We start from the raw sequence: 19,615 nt of genomic DNA, 5'->3' as shown, positions 1-19,615 counted from the left end.
TAAAGGCCATCAGTCTTCTTAATCATGCATAGTAAGCATAACAAATTGAAACTTTGGACCAGTTCTCCCAAAGTTTTAAATCATATTAAGTTAGTATTTCATAAGATGTCAAAAAGATTTTTCATTCGTGAAAAAGCAAGGTCATCTCCAACAAAGTAAAGGATATCTCCTTTTCTGACAGTCGCGTATGGGCCGGGGGATAAAAGTAATTCTCCCTTACTTTTAAGAGCTACAACCGTTGCTCCTGTCTGATGCCATAAATTTAAATCTGCCAAACTTTTATTAAGATTAGCACTATCATGATCCAATAAAAGTTCAAAAGGTTCAAAAGGAAACTTTTTACGAATGAGGCTAGCTTGCGATAAAAAAGTATCCATCATTTTATTCATAGCATCAAGCTCTTGTTTTTGTTTTAACAGGCTTTTTTGAATATCTTGTTTCATTTCTTTTAAGCCTGCTGTTGCTTCAAATTTTTCTAAATATTCTATTGCTTTATCTCTTGAGACAACAATAACGCCGCTGCCTTGCCTGATTGAAACAATATCTAAATCGGCTAAAACATTAATGGCTTTTCTGGCTGTTTCAGGCGAGACATTAAAATAGCTGGCTAAAGTTGAACGTGATTTTATCTTTTGTCCTAAAGGAAATTTCCCATCAACAATTCGCTGAGCAATCCCAATAGCTACCTTTTGATAACGAGGACTGCTGATCATTCTTTCTTTTGTTTCCATTACTTACTTATTTTCTAAATAAAACTCAAAACGCTCACCGACATATTGGCTGCGGACATATTCAAAAGGCATACCATTTTCAAAATAGGAAACTTGAGCCAAGGTTAGTACTGCATGCCCACGCGAGATCGCTAAATAATCAGCCGTCATTTCATTAGCATTGCTGGCAGAAATTGTTTGCTGACTTTTTCCGATAACAAAACCATGATCGGTCAACGTTTTAAAGAAATGCTTGGTAATAGCTTCCTTTTTGAAACTCTTAATAATCTTTTCCGGAATAGCCGTCACTTCAAAAACAACAGGAATATCATCTGCATAGCGAACTCGCTCCATTCGGATAATATAAGATTTGGGTTTAATCTCTAAAAATTTTATTTCTTGTTCGCTTGGATGAACCCGCCGGTAAGAAATTAATTTGGTCGAAGGTGTTTTGCCTTGTGATTTGACAATTTCTGTAAAACTAGTTGTCCCACGCATTTTTTCTTGAACACGACTGCTAGCGATGTAAGTACCGCTTCCCACTCGACGCTCTAAAATTCCTTCTTCAACAAGGAGTGTTATAGCCTGTCGGAGCGTCATTCGGCTAACTTCAAATCGTTCTGCCAAATCGCGTTCGCTAGGAAGACGATCGCCGATTTTCCAAAGACCTTCATCAATCTCTTTTTTGATCTGATCATGAATGCGAATATAAGCCGGTAACATCGTCTCTCCTTAACCACAAAATACTTTTTCGTACTAATGGTATCAAATTTAAAGGCATTTTGTAAAGTTTATTTTTTCACTATCTTCTAGCCTCTAAGAAGAATTTCACAAAACCTACTGTCAAATCTCGTAAATTATGCTAAAATAAAGTGATTATGTCTTTTACTCGTAAGTCTAGTAAAACTGTAGAAGAAAGGGAGATAATGACTGATATTAAAGATATTCAAAAAATTATCGTACTTGACTATGGCAGTCAGTACAATCAGCTGATCGCACGCCGCATTCGTGAATTTGGTATTTTTTCTGAATTGAGAACCCATAAGATCACAGCCGACGAAGTCCGTGCCATCAATCCAATCGGTATTGTGCTTTCAGGAGGACCAAGTTCGGTTTATGCTGAAGATGCCTTTGACATTGATAAGGAAATTCTGGAACTTGGAATCCCCGTTTTAGGTATTTGTTATGGTATGCAGCTTCTCACAGACAAACTTGGCGGTAAAGTTGTTCCTGCTGGACAAACTGGCAATAGTGAATATGGTCAATCCACCCTTCATTTAACAGAAAACTCTGAACTTTTTAAGGAAACTCCTGCTGAACAAACTGTTTTGATGAGTCATGGAGATGCTGTTACTGAAATTCCCCAAGGTTTCCAATTAGTTGGTGAATCAAGCGACTGTCCTTATGCTGCTATTGAAAATGTTGATAAAAAAATCTTTGGTATTCAATTTCACCCAGAAGTTCGTCATACGGAATATGGTAATGCAATTTTACGCAATTTTGCTTTTAATGTTTGTAAAGCCAAAGGTGACTGGTCAATGGATAGTTTCATTGACATGGAAATTGCAAAAATCCGTGAACAAGTTGGCGACCGCAAGGTTCTTCTGGGGCTTTCGGGCGGTGTGGACTCTTCTGTTGTTGGCGTGCTTTTGCAAAAGGCCATAGGTGACCAATTAACTTGTATCTTCGTTGACCATGGTCTGCTTCGCAAGGGTGAAGGTGATCAGGTTATGGAAATGTTGGGTGGTAAATTTGGACTCAATATTATTCGTGTTGATGCTTCCAAACGATTCTTGCAACTTCTTGCTGGTATTGATGATCCTGAGAAAAAACGTAAAATTATTGGGAATGAATTTGTCTATGTTTTTGATGATGAAGCCAGCAAACTAAAAGGCGTTGATTTCTTGGCACAAGGAACGCTTTATACAGATGTCATCGAATCAGGTACAGAAACAGCCCAAACCATTAAATCACACCACAATGTCGGCGGTCTTCCAGAAGACATGCAGTTTGAATTAATCGAGCCGCTTAACACACTGTTCAAGGATGAAGTTCGTGCTTTGGGGACTGCTTTAGGAATGCCAGATAAAATCGTTTGGCGGCAGCCCTTCCCGGGACCTGGACTTGCTATTCGTGTAATGGGGGAAATTACTGCCGAAAAACTGGAAACGGTTCGTGAATCTGACGCTATTCTACGTGAAGAAATTGCTGCAGCAGGTCTGGATCGTGATATTTGGCAATATTTTACTGTCAATACTGGTGTTCGGTCGGTCGGGGTTATGGGAGATGGTCGTACCTATGACTATACCATTGCTATTCGCGCCATCACTTCTATTGACGGCATGACAGCAGACTTTGCCCGCATTCCTTGGGAGGTTCTCCAAAAAATCTCTGTTCGTATTGTCAACGAAGTGGAACACGTTAACCGCATTGTCTACGACATTACCAGCAAACCACCAGCAACCGTTGAGTGGGAATAGTACTTTAACCATTAAATGTTAAAAGCCAACAACCTTTTTCTGTTGGCTTTTTATACGCACATTAAAACCCTAGTTTTTATTGAAAGCTAAGTCATAAGGCATAACTATTTCATTATTGGCAACACTATTACTTAACTACTAATATCACGCGATTGATTGATTAAAAGTGAGATAATAAAAAAGCATATAATAACAAGACAAGCGATTATTATATGGATAGCTGCCAGCTTAGTCTTAACAAAAATATCACTGGCATTGCTGTAATAAAAGGGCGTAACGTATTTGATAAACTTTATCTTAGGAATAATGCGGCACATCACATCCAATAAGTAAGCCATAATGGCGATTCCTAACGCTAAGCCGATTGGTTTTTGTTTGCTTATTGCAGAAATCATAAAGCAAATACTAGCTATCTCAAGTTGCATTTAAAAAGCAAGCCTTGGCTTACTTTTTAAATTTTATTTTAATTTTGAAAAGTTACTGATATGTTTCTATTTCCCCCATAAGAAATTAATGAGGAGCTTATCAACTTGAGGATTCTCATGTAATTTGCTATGACCAGCAAGCTTACCAGTAAAGCGATGCTCTTGGTAAGATTTGGCTCTTTCACCAATAAGATATTTCAAAGTTCGTGAAGAATCATTGGTCACAATACCATCCGAACCATCTCCTTTGTCGCCATATAAATTTAGAACATCAACTTGATCTTTAGGATAGCGTTCTTGCAATTTTAAGAGTCGCTCATAGGCTGCTGTCATCGCATTAGGCTGTCCTGTTTTTGTATTTATAGTTAAATCTTGTGGTAAGTCATAATTCTTAATTCCATCAAAATGTCCAGCAATATCAACTTGCTTTTGCAGCTGCGGCAAAGTCTTGTCTTCAGCATTGGTCAACATGTAAAAATTGATTGCCATATTTCCCATAGAATGCCCCACCATATTCATTTTCTTGAAATGATAGGTCTTTTGTAATTCGGTTACTACAGCTTTAGCGTACTTGGCATCGGTATCATAATCAGCATTGCGATTGTCAGCAAAATTCACTTTAACAATAGGATTAATCGCATTTTTAGGAATCTTTCCTACCAAAGTAACATGACCATTTTGATCAACATCCGCAAGAATAGCTGTTTTAGTCACACCAGCTTTTTTAGCTGCATTGGTCATATGCGTCTCTGCATTAGCGCTGCTGCCATAACCATGAAAGAAAATGGTCGGTGTCCTTGATTGTATGTATTTTACTTTATTGAGCTGTCCAGCAGAGCTTCTATAATAAAACAGTCCTAGGCAGATAATAAAAAGACTCAGAAAGATAATAAGGAATTTTCTCTTTTTCATTTGCTTTACTTTCTATAATAGCTTGAAAGATTATTCTAACATAATTTCTTAATCAAGCAAACGTTTTTGCATCCAAACAATATCATGCCATTTATCAAATTTGTAACCGACTTTTTTGAAATGGGCAACTTGTTCATAGCCGTGTTTTTTATGAAAAGTTAGGCTGGCGTTGTTGGGTAAGGCAATGCAAACCAACAGATTAACAAAACCAGCTTCTTGCAAATTCCTTTCTAAACTAGCATAAAGTTGACTGCCGATATGCTTACCCCGTGCTTCTTCTTTGATATAGATCGATAATTCAACTGTCCAATCATAAGCTGCACGATTATAATAAACTGAAGCATAGGCATAGCCCTGAATAATGCCGTTTTCTTCTGCGACAAGATAAGGAAATTTTTGCTTTGTTTTTTCAATACGTTCTTCAAATTCTTCCAGACTAGGAACTTGGTATTCAAAGGTAATAGCTGTTTTTTCAACATAAGGAGCGTAGATAGCAAGCAATTGTTTGGCATCCTCTTTACAAGCATTTCTTATTTTCATTTATACATTCACCTTAAACTAATGAAAAAGCAGGATAGTAAACTATCCCACTTAATTTTAGAACAAGCCTAGAGCTGTTCCATCTGCAGCAACATCCATATTAAGAGCTGCTGGTGTTTTTGGTAATCCAGGCATAGTCATGACATTTCCTGTAAGCGCAACGATAAATCCTGCACCTAACTTGGGAACCAATTCACGAATAGTAATATCAAAGCCAGTTGGGGCACCCAGTAATTTCGGATCGTCTGAAAAGCTGTACTGTGTCTTAGCCATACAAATTGGTAAGTTATCCCAATCATTTTTAACCATTTGGGCAATTTGTGTCTTAGCTTTCTTCTCAAAAATAACCTTGTCAGCACGGTAGATTTCACGCGCAATCTTGGTAATTTTTTCTTCGATAGTCAAATTATTGTCATAAAGTCGTTTATAATTTGCTGGTGTTGAATCAATTGTTTTCACAAGGGTTTCAGCCAAGTCAAGACCGCCATCAGCCCCGTTAGCCCAGACACTGGCTAGTGCAACAGGCACATCAATAGCCGCACACAAGTCACGAAGAATAGCAATTTCGTTTTCTGTATCTGTGATAAATTCGTTGATAGCTACTACTACAGGAACGCCATATTTACGCATATTTTCAACATGACGTGCTAGATTAGCAAAACCAGCCTTGACCGCTTCAACATTTTCTTGATTAAGAGCATCTTTTGCTACACCACCATTCATCTTCAAGGCACGAATAGTTGCAACAATAACCACTGCATCAGGGCTTGTCGGCAAGTTTGGTGTTTTGATATCAAGGAATTTTTCAGCGCCAAGATCAGCTCCAAAACCAGCTTCTGTTATGGTATAATCCGCTAAACGAAGAGCTGTTGAGGTTGCAAGAACAGAATTGCAGCCATGAGCGATATTAGCAAAAGGACCGCCATGAACAAAAGCAGGTGTTCCATAAATCGTTTGTACTAAGTTAGGCTTGATAGCCTCTTTTAGGATAAGAGCCAGTGCTCCTTGCACTTCTAAATCACGAACGTAAACCGGACTACGATCAAAACGATAACCAATGACGATGTTGGCCAAGCGTTCTTTTAGATCTTCCATATCTGTTGCCAAACAAAGAATAGCCATTATTTCAGATGCTACAGTGATATCAAAACCATCCTCGCGTGGAATGCCATTTACAGGGCTGCCTAGACCAACTGTAACATGGCGAAGAGCACGGTCATTTAAATCGACAACACGCTTCCAAATAATCCGGCGTTGATCTATGCCCAATTCGTTTCCTTGATGTAGATGGTTGTCAATAAGAGCTGAAAGAGCATTATTAGCTGTCGTAATAGCATGCATATCACCTGTAAAATGCAAATTGATATCTTCCATTGGTAAAACTTGAGCATAACCGCCACCAGCAGCGCCGCCTTTAATGCCCATAACCGGACCAAGAGAAGGCTCACGAATAGCAATCATTGTTTTCTTACCGATTTTATTAAGGGCATCTGCAAGCCCGATGGTAATTGTTGATTTCCCTTCACCAGCCGGCGTTGGATTAATAGCTGTTACTAAGACAAGTTTTCCGGGTGCATTTTCTTCAACTGCTTTAATCTTATCAAAAGTCAATTTAGCCTTGTATTTACCATAAAGTTCAAGATCATCAAAGTCAATTCCCAACTTTTCAACAACATTTGTAATGGGTTGTAAATGAACACTTTGTGCAATTTCAATATCTGTTTTCATAACAGCTCCTCTTATATTTTTATTTCATTATAACAAAGTTTCATAAAAAACGCACCTTAATCGTATTATTAATTAAAAACGTTCGGTTTTTACTTTTACCTCTTTCTTCTGCAATATTCTTATATTTTTTAATTTACTAAAGATCAAATTTACAGTAAAATAACACTATGAAAATTTTAATTACATCGGGCGGGACGACTGAAAAGATCGATCAAGTAAGAGGAATCACTAATCATTCGTCAGGTCGCTTAGGAAAAAAATAGCAGAGAAGTTTTTAGCTGCCAGTCATCAGGTGACTCTAGTTACCACCGCTTCTGCCATTAAACCAAAAAACACGCCAATCTTTCAATTATAGAAATTACTGATGTTAACAACCTTATTGAGACTTTAGAGCCGCTGGTTAAATCTCATCATGTGCTGATTCATAGTATGGCAGTGTCCGATTATACACCACTTTATATGACTGATTTGACAGAAATCGAAGAAACAAACGACCTTTCTCAGCTTCTAACTAAGACTAATAAAGAAAGAAAAATTTCATCACAGGCGGATTACCAAGTACTCTTTCTCAAAAAAACACCAAAGGTTATCAGTTTAGTCAAGCAATGGAATCCCAGCATACAATTAATCGCTTTTAAACTTCTGGTTAATGTCAGTAAAGAGGAGCTTTTTCAAGTCGCACGTAGCAGTTTAAAAAAGAATCAGGCAGATTACATTCTAGCTAATGATTTAACAAGGATTTCAGCAGATAAACATCTGGCTTATCTTTTAGATAATACTAACTCCTATAAAGCAGAAACAAAAGCTGAAATCGCCGATTTAATTTTTGAAAAGGTAAGAAAAAATGACTAAAAAAATTCTACTTGCTGTCTCTGGTAGTATTGCCGCTTACAAAGCTGCGGATCTAAGCCATCAATTAACTAAATTAGGCTATCATGTTAATGTCTTAATGACGGATGCTGCTAAACAGTTTATTACCCCTTTAACTTTGCAAGTTCTTTCTAAAAATCCTGTCTATTCGGATGTTATGAAAGAAGATAATCCTCAAATAATTAACCATATTGAATTGGCCAAGCAGGCTGATTTATTTTTGCTCGCTCCTGCTTCTGCTAATACGCTTGCCCACCTTGCTCATGGTTTTGCAGATAATATAGTAACCAGTGTAGCTCTGGCTTTACCTTTAGAAGTTCCTAAATTTTTTGCTCCTGCTATGAATACTAAAATGTATGAGAATCCTATCACACAAAGCAACATTGCCTTGTTAAAAAAAATCGGATATAAGGAAATCCAGCCTAAGTCAAGTGTACTAGCCTGCGGCGATGTTGGACGCGGTGCTCTGGCAGACTTAGATACCATTATCCAAAAAATCAAAGAACAATTATAGTGTTTGCTAAAATGACTTGTCAGGTTAATAGTAAACTTGTATAATAAATTTACTTTACTATTGAGGAGGCTTCATGAAAAATCAAAAAAAGTCATCTAATGTTGCAGTCGTTGCTATCTTTTTCGCAACAATGCTAGTCATCCATCTGCTTTCGAGTTTGATTTTTAATCTTTGGCCAGTTCCTATCAAACCAACAATTGTCCACATCCCTGTTATTATTGCCTCTATTGTCTATGGTCCTCGTATTGGAGCTGCCTTAGGAGGATTAATGGGAATCATCAGCCTTATCAACAATACTATTATTTTATTGCCGACAAGCTATCTGTTTTCTCCCTTTGTGGCGCATGGTAATTTTAACTCCTTACTCATAGCTCTTGTTCCCCGAATTTTAATTGGTATTTTCCCTTATTATATTTATAAATCGATGAAAAATCGCTTTGGACTTCTTTTAGCAGGTGCTATCGGTTCAGCGACTAATACTGTTTTTGTCCTCACAGGTATCTTTATTTTCTTTTCATCTGTTTACGGCGGCAATATCCAGACTATGTTGGCAACCATCATTTCTGCTAATTCTATCATTGAATTAATCATTTCAGCACTGCTAACTTTTCTTATCGTTCCAAAATTGTTAAAACTAAAAAATAATCATGTGAAAGCGTGATTTTTTTTATGAAAGTGATATAATGAAAGCGGTTAAATATTTTAACAGAAATTTTCAAAAAGGAGCTTCGCATTTATTATGGTATATCAAGAAAATTATCAAAAATGGTTAGCTTATGCTAAACTTCCTGACTATCTTCATCAAGAATTATTAGCAATGGATGAAAAGACTAAGGAAGATGCTTTCTATACTAATCTTGAGTTTGGTACAGCGGGCATGCGTGGTTATATTGGCGCTGGAACTAATCGGATCAACATTTACGTCGTTCGTCAGGCAACTGAAGGACTTGCCCAATTGATTGAGACCAAGGGAGATGACGTCAAAAAACGCGGTGTTGCTATTGCTTACGATTCCCGCCATTTCTCTCAAGAATTCGCCTTTGAATCTGCTCAGGTTTTAGCAAAGCATGGTATTAAAGCTTATGTCTTTGAATCTCTTCGTCCAACTCCAGAGCTATCATTTACTGTACGCCATTTAGGAACTTTTGCGGGTATTATGGTAACAGCCAGTCATAATCCTGCACCATTTAATGGTTATAAAGTTTATGGTGAAGATGGGGGACAAATGCCTCCTGCGGATGCAGATGCTCTAACAGATTTTATTCGTGCCATTAATGATCCGTTTTCAATTGAATTAGCTAATTTAGAAGAAAGCAAAGCTTCTGGATTAATTGAAGTTATCGGTGAAACTGTTGATACTGAGTACCTCAAAGAAGTTAAAGATGTCAATATCAACCAAAAATTGATTAACGAGTATGGTAAAGACATGAAAATTGTCTACACCCCACTTCATGGTACTGGTGAAATGTTGGCTCGTCGTGCTTTGGCACAAGCTGGTTTCGATTCCGTTCAAGTGGTTGAAGCTCAAGCAGTGCCAGACCCAGACTTCTCAACTGTCAAATCACCAAATCCAGAAAATCAAGAGGCTTTTCGTTTGGCTGAAGAGTTGGGACGTCAGGTTGATGCTGATGTTCTCGTTGCAACCGATCCAGATGCGGATCGTCTTGGCGTTGAAATTCGTCAAGCCGATGGTTCTTATAAGAATCTTTCTGGCAATCAAATTGGTGCTATCATCGCTAAATACATTCTTGAAGCGCACAAAACGGCTGGAAGTTTACCTACTAATGCTGCTCTTTGTAAATCAATCGTATCAACTGAATTAGTTACCAAGATTGCAGAAAGCTATGGAGCAACTATGTTTAATGTCTTGACTGGTTTCAAATTCATTGCTGAAAAAATTCAAGAATTCGAAGAAAAACACAACCACACTTACATGTTCGGTTTTGAAGAAAGCTTTGGTTACCTTATTAAACCTTTTGTTCGTGATAAAGATGCTATTCAGGCTGTATTAATTGTTGCTGAAATCGCAGCCTACTATCGCTCACGCGGTTTAACACTTGCTGATGGTATTGATGAAATTTACAAAGAATACGGCTACTTCGCTGAAAAAACCATTTCAGTTACTCTATCGGGTGTTGATGGCGCTACAGAGATTAAGAAAATCATGGATAAATTCCGTGGCGATGCTCCGAAACAATTTAACGCAACAGATGTCGTTAAAATAGAAGACTTCCAAGCTCAAACTGCTACAACTGCTGATGGGGTTGAAAAATTAACAACTCCTCCAAGCAATGTCTTAAAATACATACTTGCTGATGATTCTTGGATTGCCGTTCGTCCTTCAGGTACCGAGCCGAAAATCAAATTCTACATCGCAACTGTTGGTAATAACTCAGAAGATGCGCAAGTTAAAATTGCTAATATCGAAAAAGAAATTAATGATTTCGTCGGATAGTGCTTCCTTCGTTTCTTGAAAATTAAGTTAAAATTAAAATGCTTGAATAACGCGTTTAAAACGTATTTCAAGCATTTTTGCTTTCTACTCAAAGAATATTTACTATCAAAAACTAATCTGATGATAATATTAGCTTTCAAGGCTATCCTGTGCTGTCTGCATTTGATAATAGACACCTTTTTTCTGCATCAAATCTTTATGATTTCCTTGTTCAACAATATTGCCATCTACCATAACTAAGATAAGGTCTGCGCTTTGAATAGTTGACAATCTATGTGCAATAATAAAGCTGGTCCGTCCCTTCATAAGCTTTTCAAAAGCTTCTTGAACCAAGATTTCTGTTCGTGTATCAATGGAGGAAGTTGCTTCATCCAAGATTAATATTTTAGGAATATGGACAAAAATTCGTGCTATCGTTAACAATTGCCTTTGCCCCTGTGATAGGGATTCTCCTGCATCGACCAAAAAAGTATCGTAACCTTGAGGAAGTTGTTTTATAAAGAAATCGGCATTAGCTGCTTTTGCTGCTGCAATCACTTGTTCACGGCTAGCTTCAGGATAACCAAAGGCGATATTTTCCAGAACAGTAGCCGTTTTCAGCCAAGTTTCTTGTAAGACCATACCAATCTGCTGACGATAAGAAGCTTTACTATAATCAGTGATTGCTTGCCCATCTAGCAGTATTTGCCCTTCTCGCAAATCATAAAATCGCATTAGCAAATTAATGAGAGTTGATTTTCCAGCCCCCGTAGGACCAACGATAGCCACTTTGGAACCTTGTGGAATATTGACAGATAAATCCTTAATCAGAGTCTGTTTCTCATCATAACCAAAACTAATCTTATCAAAAGTAATAGCACCTCTAACAGATTCACTGACTAATTCTTTCTTGCCACCATCCTTAGCATCCCTTTCATCGAGAATCATATAAAGACGTTCTGCACATGCTAAAGCACTTTGTAATTCAGATAGAACGGCTGAAATGTCATTGAAGGGTTTGGTATATTGAGTGACATAATTCAAGAAAGTGGTCAATTGACCCACAGTAAAATTCCCATTCATAATGCGTAATGCTCCGATACCAGCTAAGAGCGCATAAATTAAGGCATTGATAAAACGTGTCGCGGGATTGACTGTAGATGAATAGAAAATAGCACCTTGTGAATACTTCGCATATTCGCTATTGAGATGATCAAAAGTGTGAATAAATTGTTCTTGAGCATTGAAGCTTTGAATCAAACTTTCCTGACGAAGACTCTCCTCAATATGTTGAGTAAATGCTCCTCTGGCTCTGGTTTGTCTTTGATAAAGATGATAACTCCTTTGAGCAATAAAACGAGCGACAAATAAGGAAAGTGGTGTTAAGGCCAGTACCAAAACCATCATTAAAAAGTCTAGCTTCGCCATTGTTATGATGGTTAACAAAATAGTCAAAATACCTACGAAAAACTGATTAAAAACCATCAAAAGTCCGTTGGATAATTGTTCAACATCCGTTGTCATACGACTGACTAAATCACCTGACGAATGCTTATCCAAATAAGATAAAGGGAGACGATAAAGTTTTTCAATGATATTCTGCCGAAGTTTCTGACTATAAGTGAAAATCAAACGATTGTAAATTAAGGGATTGATCCATTGGATAATGGTATTAAAAGCGACAACAAGAATCATACTAACTAGGATTGTCGGTAAGATTTTCTGGACATTTTTAGCAAGAACAGCATCAACTGCTCGCCCAATTAGAACTGGGAGATAAACCGTTAGGCTGACCTGAATCAAGGTACCCAATAAGGCAAGAAAAACCAAAATTCTTTGCTTAAGAAGGTCAGCAGTCAAGCGCTTTAAAGTATTTTTATTATTTTTAGCCTTCATTTGACAACCTCCTCTTGCGGATGTTGCGAGTAATGAATTTCCTTATAAAGCGGACAATTTTGTAAAAGGCTAGCATGATCGGCTAGTGCCACTTGCTTTCCTTGATCCAAAACCAAAATATTATCTGCCTTAGAAAGACTGTTAGTTCTTTGAGATACCATAATGAGTGTCGTCTTCTTAAAATTATCTTTGATAGCCTGTAAGAGTTTTGCTTCTGTTAAATAATCAAGAGCTGAAGTGGCGTCATCTAGTATCAGCAAAGGGGCTTCTTTTAATAAAGCTCTAGCAATAGTCAAACGTTGTCTCTGTCCGCCTGAAAAATTCCTTCCAAAAGCTTCTACTTGGGCATCAAGTTTTCCTGACTTCTGATTAACAAAATCGCTAGCCTGAGCTATATCAAGTGCCTGCCAAAGCTGCTCATCGCTGACTTCTTTTTCTGTACTAAGCAATAAATTAGAACGAATCGTTCCTGTGAAAAGTTCTGCCTTTTGAGGAACCAGACTAACCCAACTTCGCCATTCCTTGATGGTTTTTGCACTCCTTTTGTCCTTAAAAATAGCGACATTGCCCTTTTGAGGAAGATAAAGACGCAACAGAACTTGAATTAAACTAGACTTTCCAGAACCAGTTCCGCCAATAATACCAAAGAATTCTCCTTGTCCAACAGCAAAAGAAATTCTTTCAAGAGCTGATTTAGCAGCCTGAGGATAAGAAAAAGTCATATCTGTCACTTTAATAAGGACATCATCCGAAACGAATTGAGACTGCAAAGACGCTAAAATATCTTCTTCCTCTTGGTCAAAAACCTGAGTAATCCTTCTAGCGCTGATAAAACTCTGATTTAAAGAAGAGACCAACATCGTTAATTTTAAAAGCTCTACCAGGATTTGCAGCAAATAATTGACTAGCGCAATTAGCATTCCCTGACTCAAATAATGATGTGAAATAGCAATTTGTCCCTGCCAAATGACAACAATCAAGGTGACATTGACAGCTAAATAAGTCAAAGGTGTTATTAAGGTGGAAATATAACCCGTTTTAATTTGCCAATCCGTGTAATCTTGGTTCGTTTTTTGAAAATTATCCTCTTCTGCTTTTATTTGACCAAAAGCACGAATGACACGACTTCCTTCTAATTGTTCGCGAGTTAAACCAACAATTTTATCAGTTAGACGGCGAATCTTATCATAGAGAGGATTGACCACAACAGACATGAGATAAACTAAAGCAAAAAGGACAAAAACCATCAAGAAAAACCAAATGGTAATTCTGGAACTAATTAGAAAAGCCATCAAGACTGAACCAAAAACAATAATCGGTGCTCTGAGAAAAAGACGCAAAAATTGATTGATTCCAGTTTGAATTTGAAAGGTATCACTAACTAAACGTGTCACTAAACTTGATGTTGTCAATTCATCGCGTTTTTCCTTGGGTAAGCGCATGATTTTTTGAAAAAGACTTTGACTAAGCTGTTTAGTATAGCCCACTGCTGCTTTAGCAGAACAATATTGGGCAATAATTGCCACAACAATATTGGAACAAGCTAGTACAAACAGAAAGAAAATCATCAAATAAAGATGATTTTTATCATTATGAGGAATATAACGATCAACCATTTTGGCAATAACCAAAGGAACTAGCAATTCAAAAGAGGCTTCTAAGAGCTTAAATACAGGACCAAGAATAGCATCTTTAATATATCCCTTGAAGTAAATAAACAATTGTTTCATCAGTAAAGCTCACTTCCCTTGAAAGCTGCTGACAAACTTAATCAAAGAAAGATTAAGCTTGACTTGTTTAGCATAATAAATATTACCGCCATCCTTGTAGAGTTTCCCTCCACCATAATAAAAGGCGACCAAATTATAATAACGGTAAGTTTCTCCCTGTTTATTACCAAGGCTAGGTGCTACAACTTCTTTGGAATAACGCTTAGCTAATTCAATCGTGTTTTTTCCACCATGTTTAGCAATGTAGTTAATATAATTTTTACCGAAATTATAGGCTTGTACTGCTGTCCAAACATCCGTTTTCTTATTCTGAGCTTCTTCTATATTTTCAGATAAAACGGTTATGCCTTGTTTGACACTTTCGCGACTATCGGTAATGGTATTAGCAATACCACTTGAACTTTCACTGGATTGCATCAAATCATCTTCTCTTCCTTTAGTCTCGGTATAAATCATGGCCAAAACTAGATTTTCATTGGTTTTAGTATCGTTTTCATCTAAAACTTCTTGCACCATAGGACGGTAAGCAAGTACTTTTTTGACATTCTGATAGGTGTTAAAAGATTGATATCCGATAAAAATCAGAAGACCCAAAAGAATGATTCTTATTAGCTTTTTTTTCATATTATTTACTTTGTATGTCTTCGATATTTTTAATCAAAATAGAATAGGTTCCATTTTGATTTTGAATAAATTCAACAGATTCGGCATCCTGATAGACATGATTGGGTACCAAAAGTTCAATCCCATTTGAAAGAGACAACTTTTGATTTTCTAATTTTTTAGTTTGACGAGAATGATCAATATCAGAAACCTTGATTGGCTCTGGAATCGTTTCTTTCAACTCATCAACAAAGGTTAAACGTGCTGTTAGATTAGAATCAAAGAGTTGATCGGCTAGTTTTTCTGGCGATAATTCTTGATCTTCTTCCAAATTTTTATAAATAGCAGATTTCATTTTAGATTGAAAAGCAAAATCATCTTGATTGAAATCATCAGCAACTTTTTGTGCTGTTTGTTCCATCATCTTAATGGACTTTTTAACCGATTGTTCAGGCTTAACTTGAAGAAGGTTCTCTGAAAAATAATTAGCAAAGGAGCCATTATTCTTAATGCGCTTTTCAATAAGATAATACTGCTGATTTTGACGATTGATAATTAAAGCTTCATCCGGTGTTTGTGAAGCAGATGGCAAATTATTTTGTGTCAGGCGCAGAGGGCTATCGCCATCATCAATGATATGCGCTAAACTCTCTTTTAACGCTAGTCTTAAGAAAGCAAAATGCTCAACGCCCTCTTTGTCAAACTGAAGAAAACTAAATCATTCTTTTTTGATTGTCACTGATGACGAATTCTTCCTTCCAAAGCTGAGCAATTTTCTTGGAGGACTCTAAAAAATCATCTTCCAAATAAGCAAGAAAGGCATTACCACTATCAAACTGACCGCGTTTAGCTTCATCAGAAAAACTTTACAAATTTTCTTCCGGAAATAATCATCTAAGTTGGGTGTGATAGTTAAGCATTTATCCGAAAAATGAGCTCAGTATCGTCTGGAGTAAATTGATGAATGACAGTCTTTTTTAGATACAAATCCATCATACGAGATTCTCATAAAGTGGGAAGGCATCTGTCAAAAGCTTAACTTCTTGACGTACTTCTTCTAACACTGCTTCGTTTTCAGTATTTTCAAGGGTTTTAACAATCAATTCAGCAACCTTACGACATTCTTCAGGACCAAAACCACGCGCTGTTACTGCTGCAGTTCCAATGCGAATACCTGAAGTTTTAAACGGCGACAGCTTTTCAAAAGGAATCGAATTTTATTCAATGTGATATGGACATCATCTAAAATATTCTGAGCGATTTTCCCGTTTTCGACAACTTGTGTGACGTCAACAAGGAAAAGATGATTTTCACTAGTACCTGAAACAACACGGAATTTTCGTGAGCATTGAAAACTTCTACCATTGCTTGGCAATTCTCAATAATTTTTTGCGCATAAACTTTAAAGGCAGGATCTAAATTTTCCTTGAAAGTGATAGCTTTAGCCGCAACAATATGTTCCAAAGGACCACCTTGTAAACCAGGGAAGATAGCAGAATTGATTTTTTTAGCTAAATCTTCATCATTGGTCAAGACAAGTCCACCGCGAGGACCACGAAGAGTTTTATGAGTCGTTGTTGTTGTAATATGAGCATAAGGTACGGGATTTGGGTGTAAGCCAGCAGCTACTAAACCGGCAATATGAGCCATGTCAACCATAAGTTTTGCACCAACTTGGTCTGCAATGTCACGGAATTTTTTAAAATCAATGATGTGAGAATAAGCAGATGCCCCAGCAACAATTAACTTAGGCTGCACTTCTTTAGCCTGTTTTAAAATTTGTTCATAATCCAAAACTTCTGTCTCAGGATCAACATTGTAAGCTATGAAGTTATAGGTTTTCCCAGAAAAACTAACTGGGGAACCATGAGTCAAATGACCGCCCGCTGCCAAATCCAAGCCCATAACAGTATCACCGGGCTTGATAAGTGCCATGTAAGCCGCCGCATTAGCCTGACTGCCAGAATGAGGCTGGACATTAGCATATTTAGCACCAAAAAGCTTTTTGGCGCGTTCAATTGCCAAACTTTCAACCACATCAACATATTCTGTACCGCCATAGTAACGACGACCAGGATATCCTTCAGCATATTTATTAGTCAAAATAGACCCCTGCGCCTTCATGACTGCCTTAGAAACCACATTTTCAGAAGCAATTAATTCAATATTATTTTGCTGTCGTTTTCTTCCGCATGAATAGCTTTCCAGACTTCTCTATCGTACTCTTCATAATTGTCTTTATCAAAAATCATTTTTTCTCCTTAAAATATTATCTCTTTCACGCGCACTTGAATAGCGTCCTGTGTAAGCGCTCCTTGTCTCAGAATCTTTGCTCGTGAACCTGAAATATCTAAAATAGTCGAGTCTCTTCCTTTTATCGCCTTATCATCCTGAATGCCTAATAAACAATTAGCAAAAGCTGATTGAATTTCCTGATAAACCAAACCGCTTGCCTGACCAGATAAATTAGCGGAAGGACCAATTAAAGGACCAGTTTGTTTGATATAGGCTAGAGTTTGAGGGTGGGCAGGGACTCTGAAACCAACAGTTGGTAAACCGCCATTAATCCAAGCTGGTACTTTTTCATTAGCTTTCAAGATAATGGTTAAGGGCCCCGGTAAAAAAGCTTTGTAGAGTTCTGCCAAATAAGCTGGAACCTCTTTGGAAAAAGCCAAAATATCCTCTAAAGAAGCAACGTTTAAGTTCATTGCTTTTTCACGTGGCCGTTTTTTCAAAGCATAAACATTATCAACAGCTCTTTTACTCAAGGCTTGAGCAAAGAGACCATAGACGGTTTCTGTCGGCAAAACAACTGCCTGTCCTTCTCTAAGTGCTTCTTCAATTTTATCCATCGTCAACCACAACCATTCTATCCTTGCCAAAACTATCCTGCAAAAGGCGAACACGCTTATTTGGGAACTGTCTTTCAAAAAGCTGAGAAACTGCTTTCCCTTGTTTGTAACCAATTTCTAAGTAAATTTTACCTGTAAGCTTTAAATAACGCTCAGCTTCTAAAGCTAATTTCTGATAGAAAGCTAAACCATCATTATCAGCAAAAAGAGCTAAATGGGGTTCGTGTGCCAAGACATTCTGTTCAACTTCATCTTGATCCCTTAAAGAAATATAAGGTGGGTTAGAAACAATAATATCGTATTTATCTGAAATTTGACTAAAAATATCTGAGTGCAAAAAAGTCACAGCTGCTTGATTAACAGTAGCGTTTTCCTGTGCTAAATTGAGAGCATCTTCTGAAATATCGCTAGCCCATACTCGCCAATCTGGCTGAGCTTTTGCAAGAGCTAAAGCAATAGCACCGCTGCCTGTACCAATGTCTAAAAGTTTAGCAGAGCTTCTATGCTGATTTTCTTTTAAGATAAGCTTGACTAATTCTTCTGTTTCTGGCCTGGGAATCAAAACACGTTCATCAACCGATAGGATTAAATCAGCAAAGTAAGCTTTTCCTGTGATATATTGAGCAGGGATATGCTGTCTTAATTGTTGCATGATTTCTTCAAGTTTAGTCAGATCCGCTTCAGCAATTTCTTGTGGCTGTTGAAGGATAAAATCTGTCTGATTCCAGCCCTTACAATCTTTAAAAACATAGGCCAAACTTTCCTTTTCTTCTCCCAAAGCTTCAAGTTCTGATTCATATTGGGCGAAAACTTGTCCATAATTCATCATTTATTAAGCTCTTCTAATTTTTGTGTTTGATCATAAAGAATAAGAGCGTCAATGACTTCATCTAACTTGCCTGACAAAATACTGTCTAATTTTTGAAGTGTCAGCCCAATACGGTGATCTGTGACACGGTTTTGCGGAAAATTATAGGTACGAATACGCTCTGAACGGTCTCCCGTACCAACTGTTGATTTTCGTTCAGCATCCTGTTCATCCTGAGCAATTTGCGCAAAGTGGTCTGCTACACGCGCACGGATAATTTTCATAGCCTTATCACGATTTTTCTGCTGGGTGCGCTCTTCTTGCATTTCAACTTTAATGTTGGTTGGCAAATGGATAATACGAACCGCAGTTGCTACTTTATTGACATTTTGCCCACCAGCACCTGAAGCATGATAGATATCCACACGCAAGTCTTTTGGATCTATTTCATATTCGACTTCTTCAACTTCAGGCATGACAAGAACTGTTGCTGTTGAAGTATGGACACGACCTTGACTTTCTGTTACAGGAACACGTTGAACTCGATGAGCACCCGATTCATATTTGAGTTTAGAATAAACAGACTGTCCTGAAACCATAGCAACAACTTCCTTGAGTCCGCCGACACCATTGGCAGAAGCCTCCATAACCTCAAACTTCCAGCCTTGATTTTCAGCATATTTTTGGTACATATTTAGAAGATCACCAGCAAAAAGAGCGGCTTCATCACCGCCTGCAGCACCACGAATTTCCAAGATGATGTTTTTGTCATCATTAGGATCTTTAGGCAAAAGAAGGATTTTCAATTTTTCTTCATAATCTTCCTTAGCTGCTTTCGAGTCTTTTAATTCTTCTTTAGCCATTTCTTCAAGCTCAGAATCGCCACCAGCATCCTTAATCATTTCTTCAGCGTCGGCAATATTTTGAAGGACTTGCTTATATTCGCGATAGACAGTGACTGTTTCGCGAATATTAGCTTCTTCTCGTGATAATTCCATGAAACGTTTGGTATCAGAAACCACATCTGGATCTGACAAAAGCTCTCCTAATTCTTCATAGCGGTCTTCAACCGTTTGAAGCTGATCATAAATATTCATTTTACCTTTTAACCTT

15 protein-coding genes and 4 pseudogenes are annotated in these 19,615 nt (G+C 37.5%); 5 read left to right on the top strand and 14 right to left on the bottom strand.

Annotated features, from left to right (window positions below):
• Positions 1–98 precede the first annotated feature (98 nt).
• Together SRT_RS04940 and SRT_RS04935 are read right to left on the bottom strand one after the other, a co-directional pair.
• A complete protein-coding gene (locus tag SRT_RS04940) occupies positions 99–731 on the bottom strand; it encodes a GntR family transcriptional regulator (protein WP_128833263.1) in 633 nt (210 codons plus the stop codon).
• 3 nt (positions 732–734) lie between these two features.
• A complete protein-coding gene (locus SRT_RS04935; RefSeq protein ID WP_128833262.1) occupies positions 735–1,433 on the bottom strand; it encodes a GntR family transcriptional regulator in 699 nt (232 codons plus the stop codon).
• A gap of 203 nt (positions 1,434–1,636) precedes the next feature.
• Here SRT_RS04935 and guaA point away from each other — a divergent pair, with 203 nt between their 5' ends.
• Positions 1,637–3,190 (top strand): glutamine-hydrolyzing GMP synthase, encoded by a 1,554-nt coding sequence (gene guaA / locus SRT_RS04930; protein WP_128833261.1) that lies wholly within the window; start codon positions 1,637–1,639, stop codon positions 3,188–3,190.
• Between the two features lie 131 nt (positions 3,191–3,321).
• Here guaA and SRT_RS04925 read toward each other — a convergent pair.
• From SRT_RS04925 to SRT_RS04910, 4 genes and pseudogenes are all read right to left on the bottom strand, one after another.
• Positions 3,322–3,615 (bottom strand): annotated as a pseudogene (locus tag SRT_RS04925) (ABC transporter permease); the annotation flags it as partial.
• A gap of 66 nt (positions 3,616–3,681) precedes the next feature.
• Positions 3,682–4,527 (bottom strand): alpha/beta hydrolase, encoded by an 846-nt coding sequence (locus tag SRT_RS04920; RefSeq protein WP_128833260.1) that lies wholly within the window; start codon positions 4,525–4,527, stop codon positions 3,682–3,684.
• A gap of 48 nt (positions 4,528–4,575) precedes the next feature.
• Complete coding sequence (locus SRT_RS04915) at positions 4,576–5,067, bottom strand: GNAT family N-acetyltransferase (protein WP_128833259.1); 492 nt, start codon at positions 5,065–5,067, stop codon at positions 4,576–4,578.
• Positions 5,068–5,124: 57 nt separating this feature from the next.
• Positions 5,125–6,795 (bottom strand): formate--tetrahydrofolate ligase, encoded by a 1,671-nt coding sequence (locus SRT_RS04910; protein WP_128833258.1) that lies wholly within the window; start codon positions 6,793–6,795, stop codon positions 5,125–5,127.
• 167 nt (positions 6,796–6,962) lie between these two features.
• On the opposite strand from SRT_RS04910, the pseudogene SRT_RS04905 reads away from it, so the two are divergent.
• From SRT_RS04905 to SRT_RS04890, 4 genes and pseudogenes are all read left to right on the top strand, one after another.
• Positions 6,963–7,647 (top strand): annotated as a pseudogene (locus SRT_RS04905) (phosphopantothenate--cysteine ligase).
• A complete protein-coding gene (gene coaC, locus SRT_RS04900; RefSeq protein WP_128833257.1) occupies positions 7,640–8,179 on the top strand; it encodes a phosphopantothenoylcysteine decarboxylase in 540 nt (179 codons plus the stop codon). The pseudogene SRT_RS04905 and the gene coaC overlap by 8 nt, the downstream one beginning before the upstream one ends.
• Before the next feature lie 73 nt (positions 8,180–8,252).
• On the top strand, positions 8,253–8,840 hold the full coding sequence (locus SRT_RS04895; protein ID WP_128833256.1) for an ECF transporter S component: 588 nt from the start codon (positions 8,253–8,255) through the stop codon (positions 8,838–8,840).
• Between the two features lie 78 nt (positions 8,841–8,918).
• Positions 8,919–10,634, top strand: coding sequence for a phospho-sugar mutase (locus tag SRT_RS04890; RefSeq protein WP_128833255.1), 1,716 nt, complete (start codon positions 8,919–8,921; stop codon positions 10,632–10,634).
• Positions 10,635–10,763: 129 nt separating this feature from the next.
• Here SRT_RS04890 and SRT_RS04885 read toward each other — a convergent pair whose 3' ends face one another.
• From SRT_RS04885 to prfA, 8 genes and pseudogenes are all read right to left on the bottom strand, one after another.
• Positions 10,764–12,509, bottom strand: coding sequence for an ABC transporter ATP-binding protein (locus tag SRT_RS04885; RefSeq protein WP_128833254.1), 1,746 nt, complete (start codon positions 12,507–12,509; stop codon positions 10,764–10,766).
• Positions 12,506–14,239, bottom strand: a complete 1,734-nt coding sequence (locus SRT_RS04880) for an ABC transporter ATP-binding protein (protein WP_128833253.1) — start codon at positions 14,237–14,239, stop codon at positions 12,506–12,508. The genes SRT_RS04885 and SRT_RS04880 overlap by 4 nt, the downstream gene beginning before the upstream one ends.
• Before the next feature lie 9 nt (positions 14,240–14,248).
• Complete coding sequence (locus tag SRT_RS04875) at positions 14,249–14,863, bottom strand: lysozyme family protein (RefSeq protein WP_128833252.1); 615 nt, start codon at positions 14,861–14,863, stop codon at positions 14,249–14,251.
• Position 14,864: 1 nt separating this feature from the next.
• Positions 14,865–15,838 (bottom strand): annotated as a pseudogene (locus SRT_RS04870) (nucleoid-associated protein).
• Positions 15,835–17,094, bottom strand: a pseudogene (glyA, locus tag SRT_RS04865) (serine hydroxymethyltransferase). The pseudogenes SRT_RS04870 and glyA overlap by 4 nt, the downstream one beginning before the upstream one ends.
• Before the next feature lie 9 nt (positions 17,095–17,103).
• Positions 17,104–17,694 carry an L-threonylcarbamoyladenylate synthase gene (locus tag SRT_RS04860; RefSeq protein ID WP_128833251.1) on the bottom strand — a complete coding sequence of 197 codons (591 nt, stop codon included), beginning with the start codon at positions 17,692–17,694 and terminating at the stop codon, positions 17,104–17,106.
• Complete coding sequence (prmC, locus tag SRT_RS04855; protein WP_281429736.1) at positions 17,687–18,520, bottom strand: peptide chain release factor N(5)-glutamine methyltransferase; 834 nt, start codon at positions 18,518–18,520, stop codon at positions 17,687–17,689. The genes SRT_RS04860 and prmC overlap by 8 nt, the downstream gene beginning before the upstream one ends.
• Positions 18,520–19,599 (bottom strand): peptide chain release factor 1, encoded by a 1,080-nt coding sequence (gene prfA, locus SRT_RS04850; protein ID WP_128833249.1) that lies wholly within the window; start codon positions 19,597–19,599, stop codon positions 18,520–18,522. The genes prmC and prfA overlap by 1 nt, the downstream gene beginning before the upstream one ends.
• Between the last annotated feature and the right edge of the window lie 16 nt (positions 19,600–19,615).

The organism is Streptococcus troglodytae, from assembly GCF_002355215.1.
Lineage (GTDB): Bacteria > Bacillota > Bacilli > Lactobacillales > Streptococcaceae > Streptococcus > Streptococcus troglodytae.
The sequence above is the reverse complement of the archived record's forward strand: the minus strand, read 5'-3'. Positions and strand labels throughout refer to the sequence as shown.

What these genes read in the sequence shown, in the direction of transcription:
- SRT_RS04940 (WP_128833263.1), bottom strand. Translation starts at nt 731, where the DNA reads ATGGAAACAAAAGAAAGAATGATCAGCAGTCCTCGTTATCAAAAGGTA.
- SRT_RS04935 (WP_128833262.1), bottom strand. Translation starts at nt 1,433, where the DNA reads ATGTTACCGGCTTATATTCGCATTCATGATCAGATCAAAAAAGAGATT.
- guaA (WP_128833261.1), top strand. Translation starts at nt 1,637, where the DNA reads ATGACTGATATTAAAGATATTCAAAAAATTATCGTACTTGACTATGGC.
- SRT_RS04920 (WP_128833260.1), bottom strand. Translation starts at nt 4,527, where the DNA reads ATGAAAAAGAGAAAATTCCTTATTATCTTTCTGAGTCTTTTTATTATC.
- SRT_RS04915 (WP_128833259.1), bottom strand. Translation starts at nt 5,067, where the DNA reads ATGAAAATAAGAAATGCTTGTAAAGAGGATGCCAAACAATTGCTTGCT.
- SRT_RS04910 (WP_128833258.1), bottom strand. Translation starts at nt 6,795, where the DNA reads ATGAAAACAGATATTGAAATTGCACAAAGTGTTCATTTACAACCCATT.
- coaC (WP_128833257.1), top strand. Translation starts at nt 7,640, where the DNA reads ATGACTAAAAAAATTCTACTTGCTGTCTCTGGTAGTATTGCCGCTTAC.
- SRT_RS04895 (WP_128833256.1), top strand. Translation starts at nt 8,253, where the DNA reads ATGAAAAATCAAAAAAAGTCATCTAATGTTGCAGTCGTTGCTATCTTT.
- SRT_RS04890 (WP_128833255.1), top strand. Translation starts at nt 8,919, where the DNA reads ATGGTATATCAAGAAAATTATCAAAAATGGTTAGCTTATGCTAAACTT.
- SRT_RS04885 (WP_128833254.1), bottom strand. Translation starts at nt 12,509, where the DNA reads ATGAAGGCTAAAAATAATAAAAATACTTTAAAGCGCTTGACTGCTGAC.
- SRT_RS04880 (WP_128833253.1), bottom strand. Translation starts at nt 14,239, where the DNA reads ATGAAACAATTGTTTATTTACTTCAAGGGATATATTAAAGATGCTATT.
- SRT_RS04875 (WP_128833252.1), bottom strand. Translation starts at nt 14,863, where the DNA reads ATGAAAAAAAAGCTAATAAGAATCATTCTTTTGGGTCTTCTGATTTTT.
- SRT_RS04860 (WP_128833251.1), bottom strand. Translation starts at nt 17,694, where the DNA reads ATGGATAAAATTGAAGAAGCACTTAGAGAAGGACAGGCAGTTGTTTTG.
- prmC (WP_281429736.1), bottom strand. Translation starts at nt 18,520, where the DNA reads ATGAATTATGGACAAGTTTTCGCCCAATATGAATCAGAACTTGAAGCT.
- prfA (WP_128833249.1), bottom strand. Translation starts at nt 19,599, where the DNA reads ATGAATATTTATGATCAGCTTCAAACGGTTGAAGACCGCTATGAAGAA.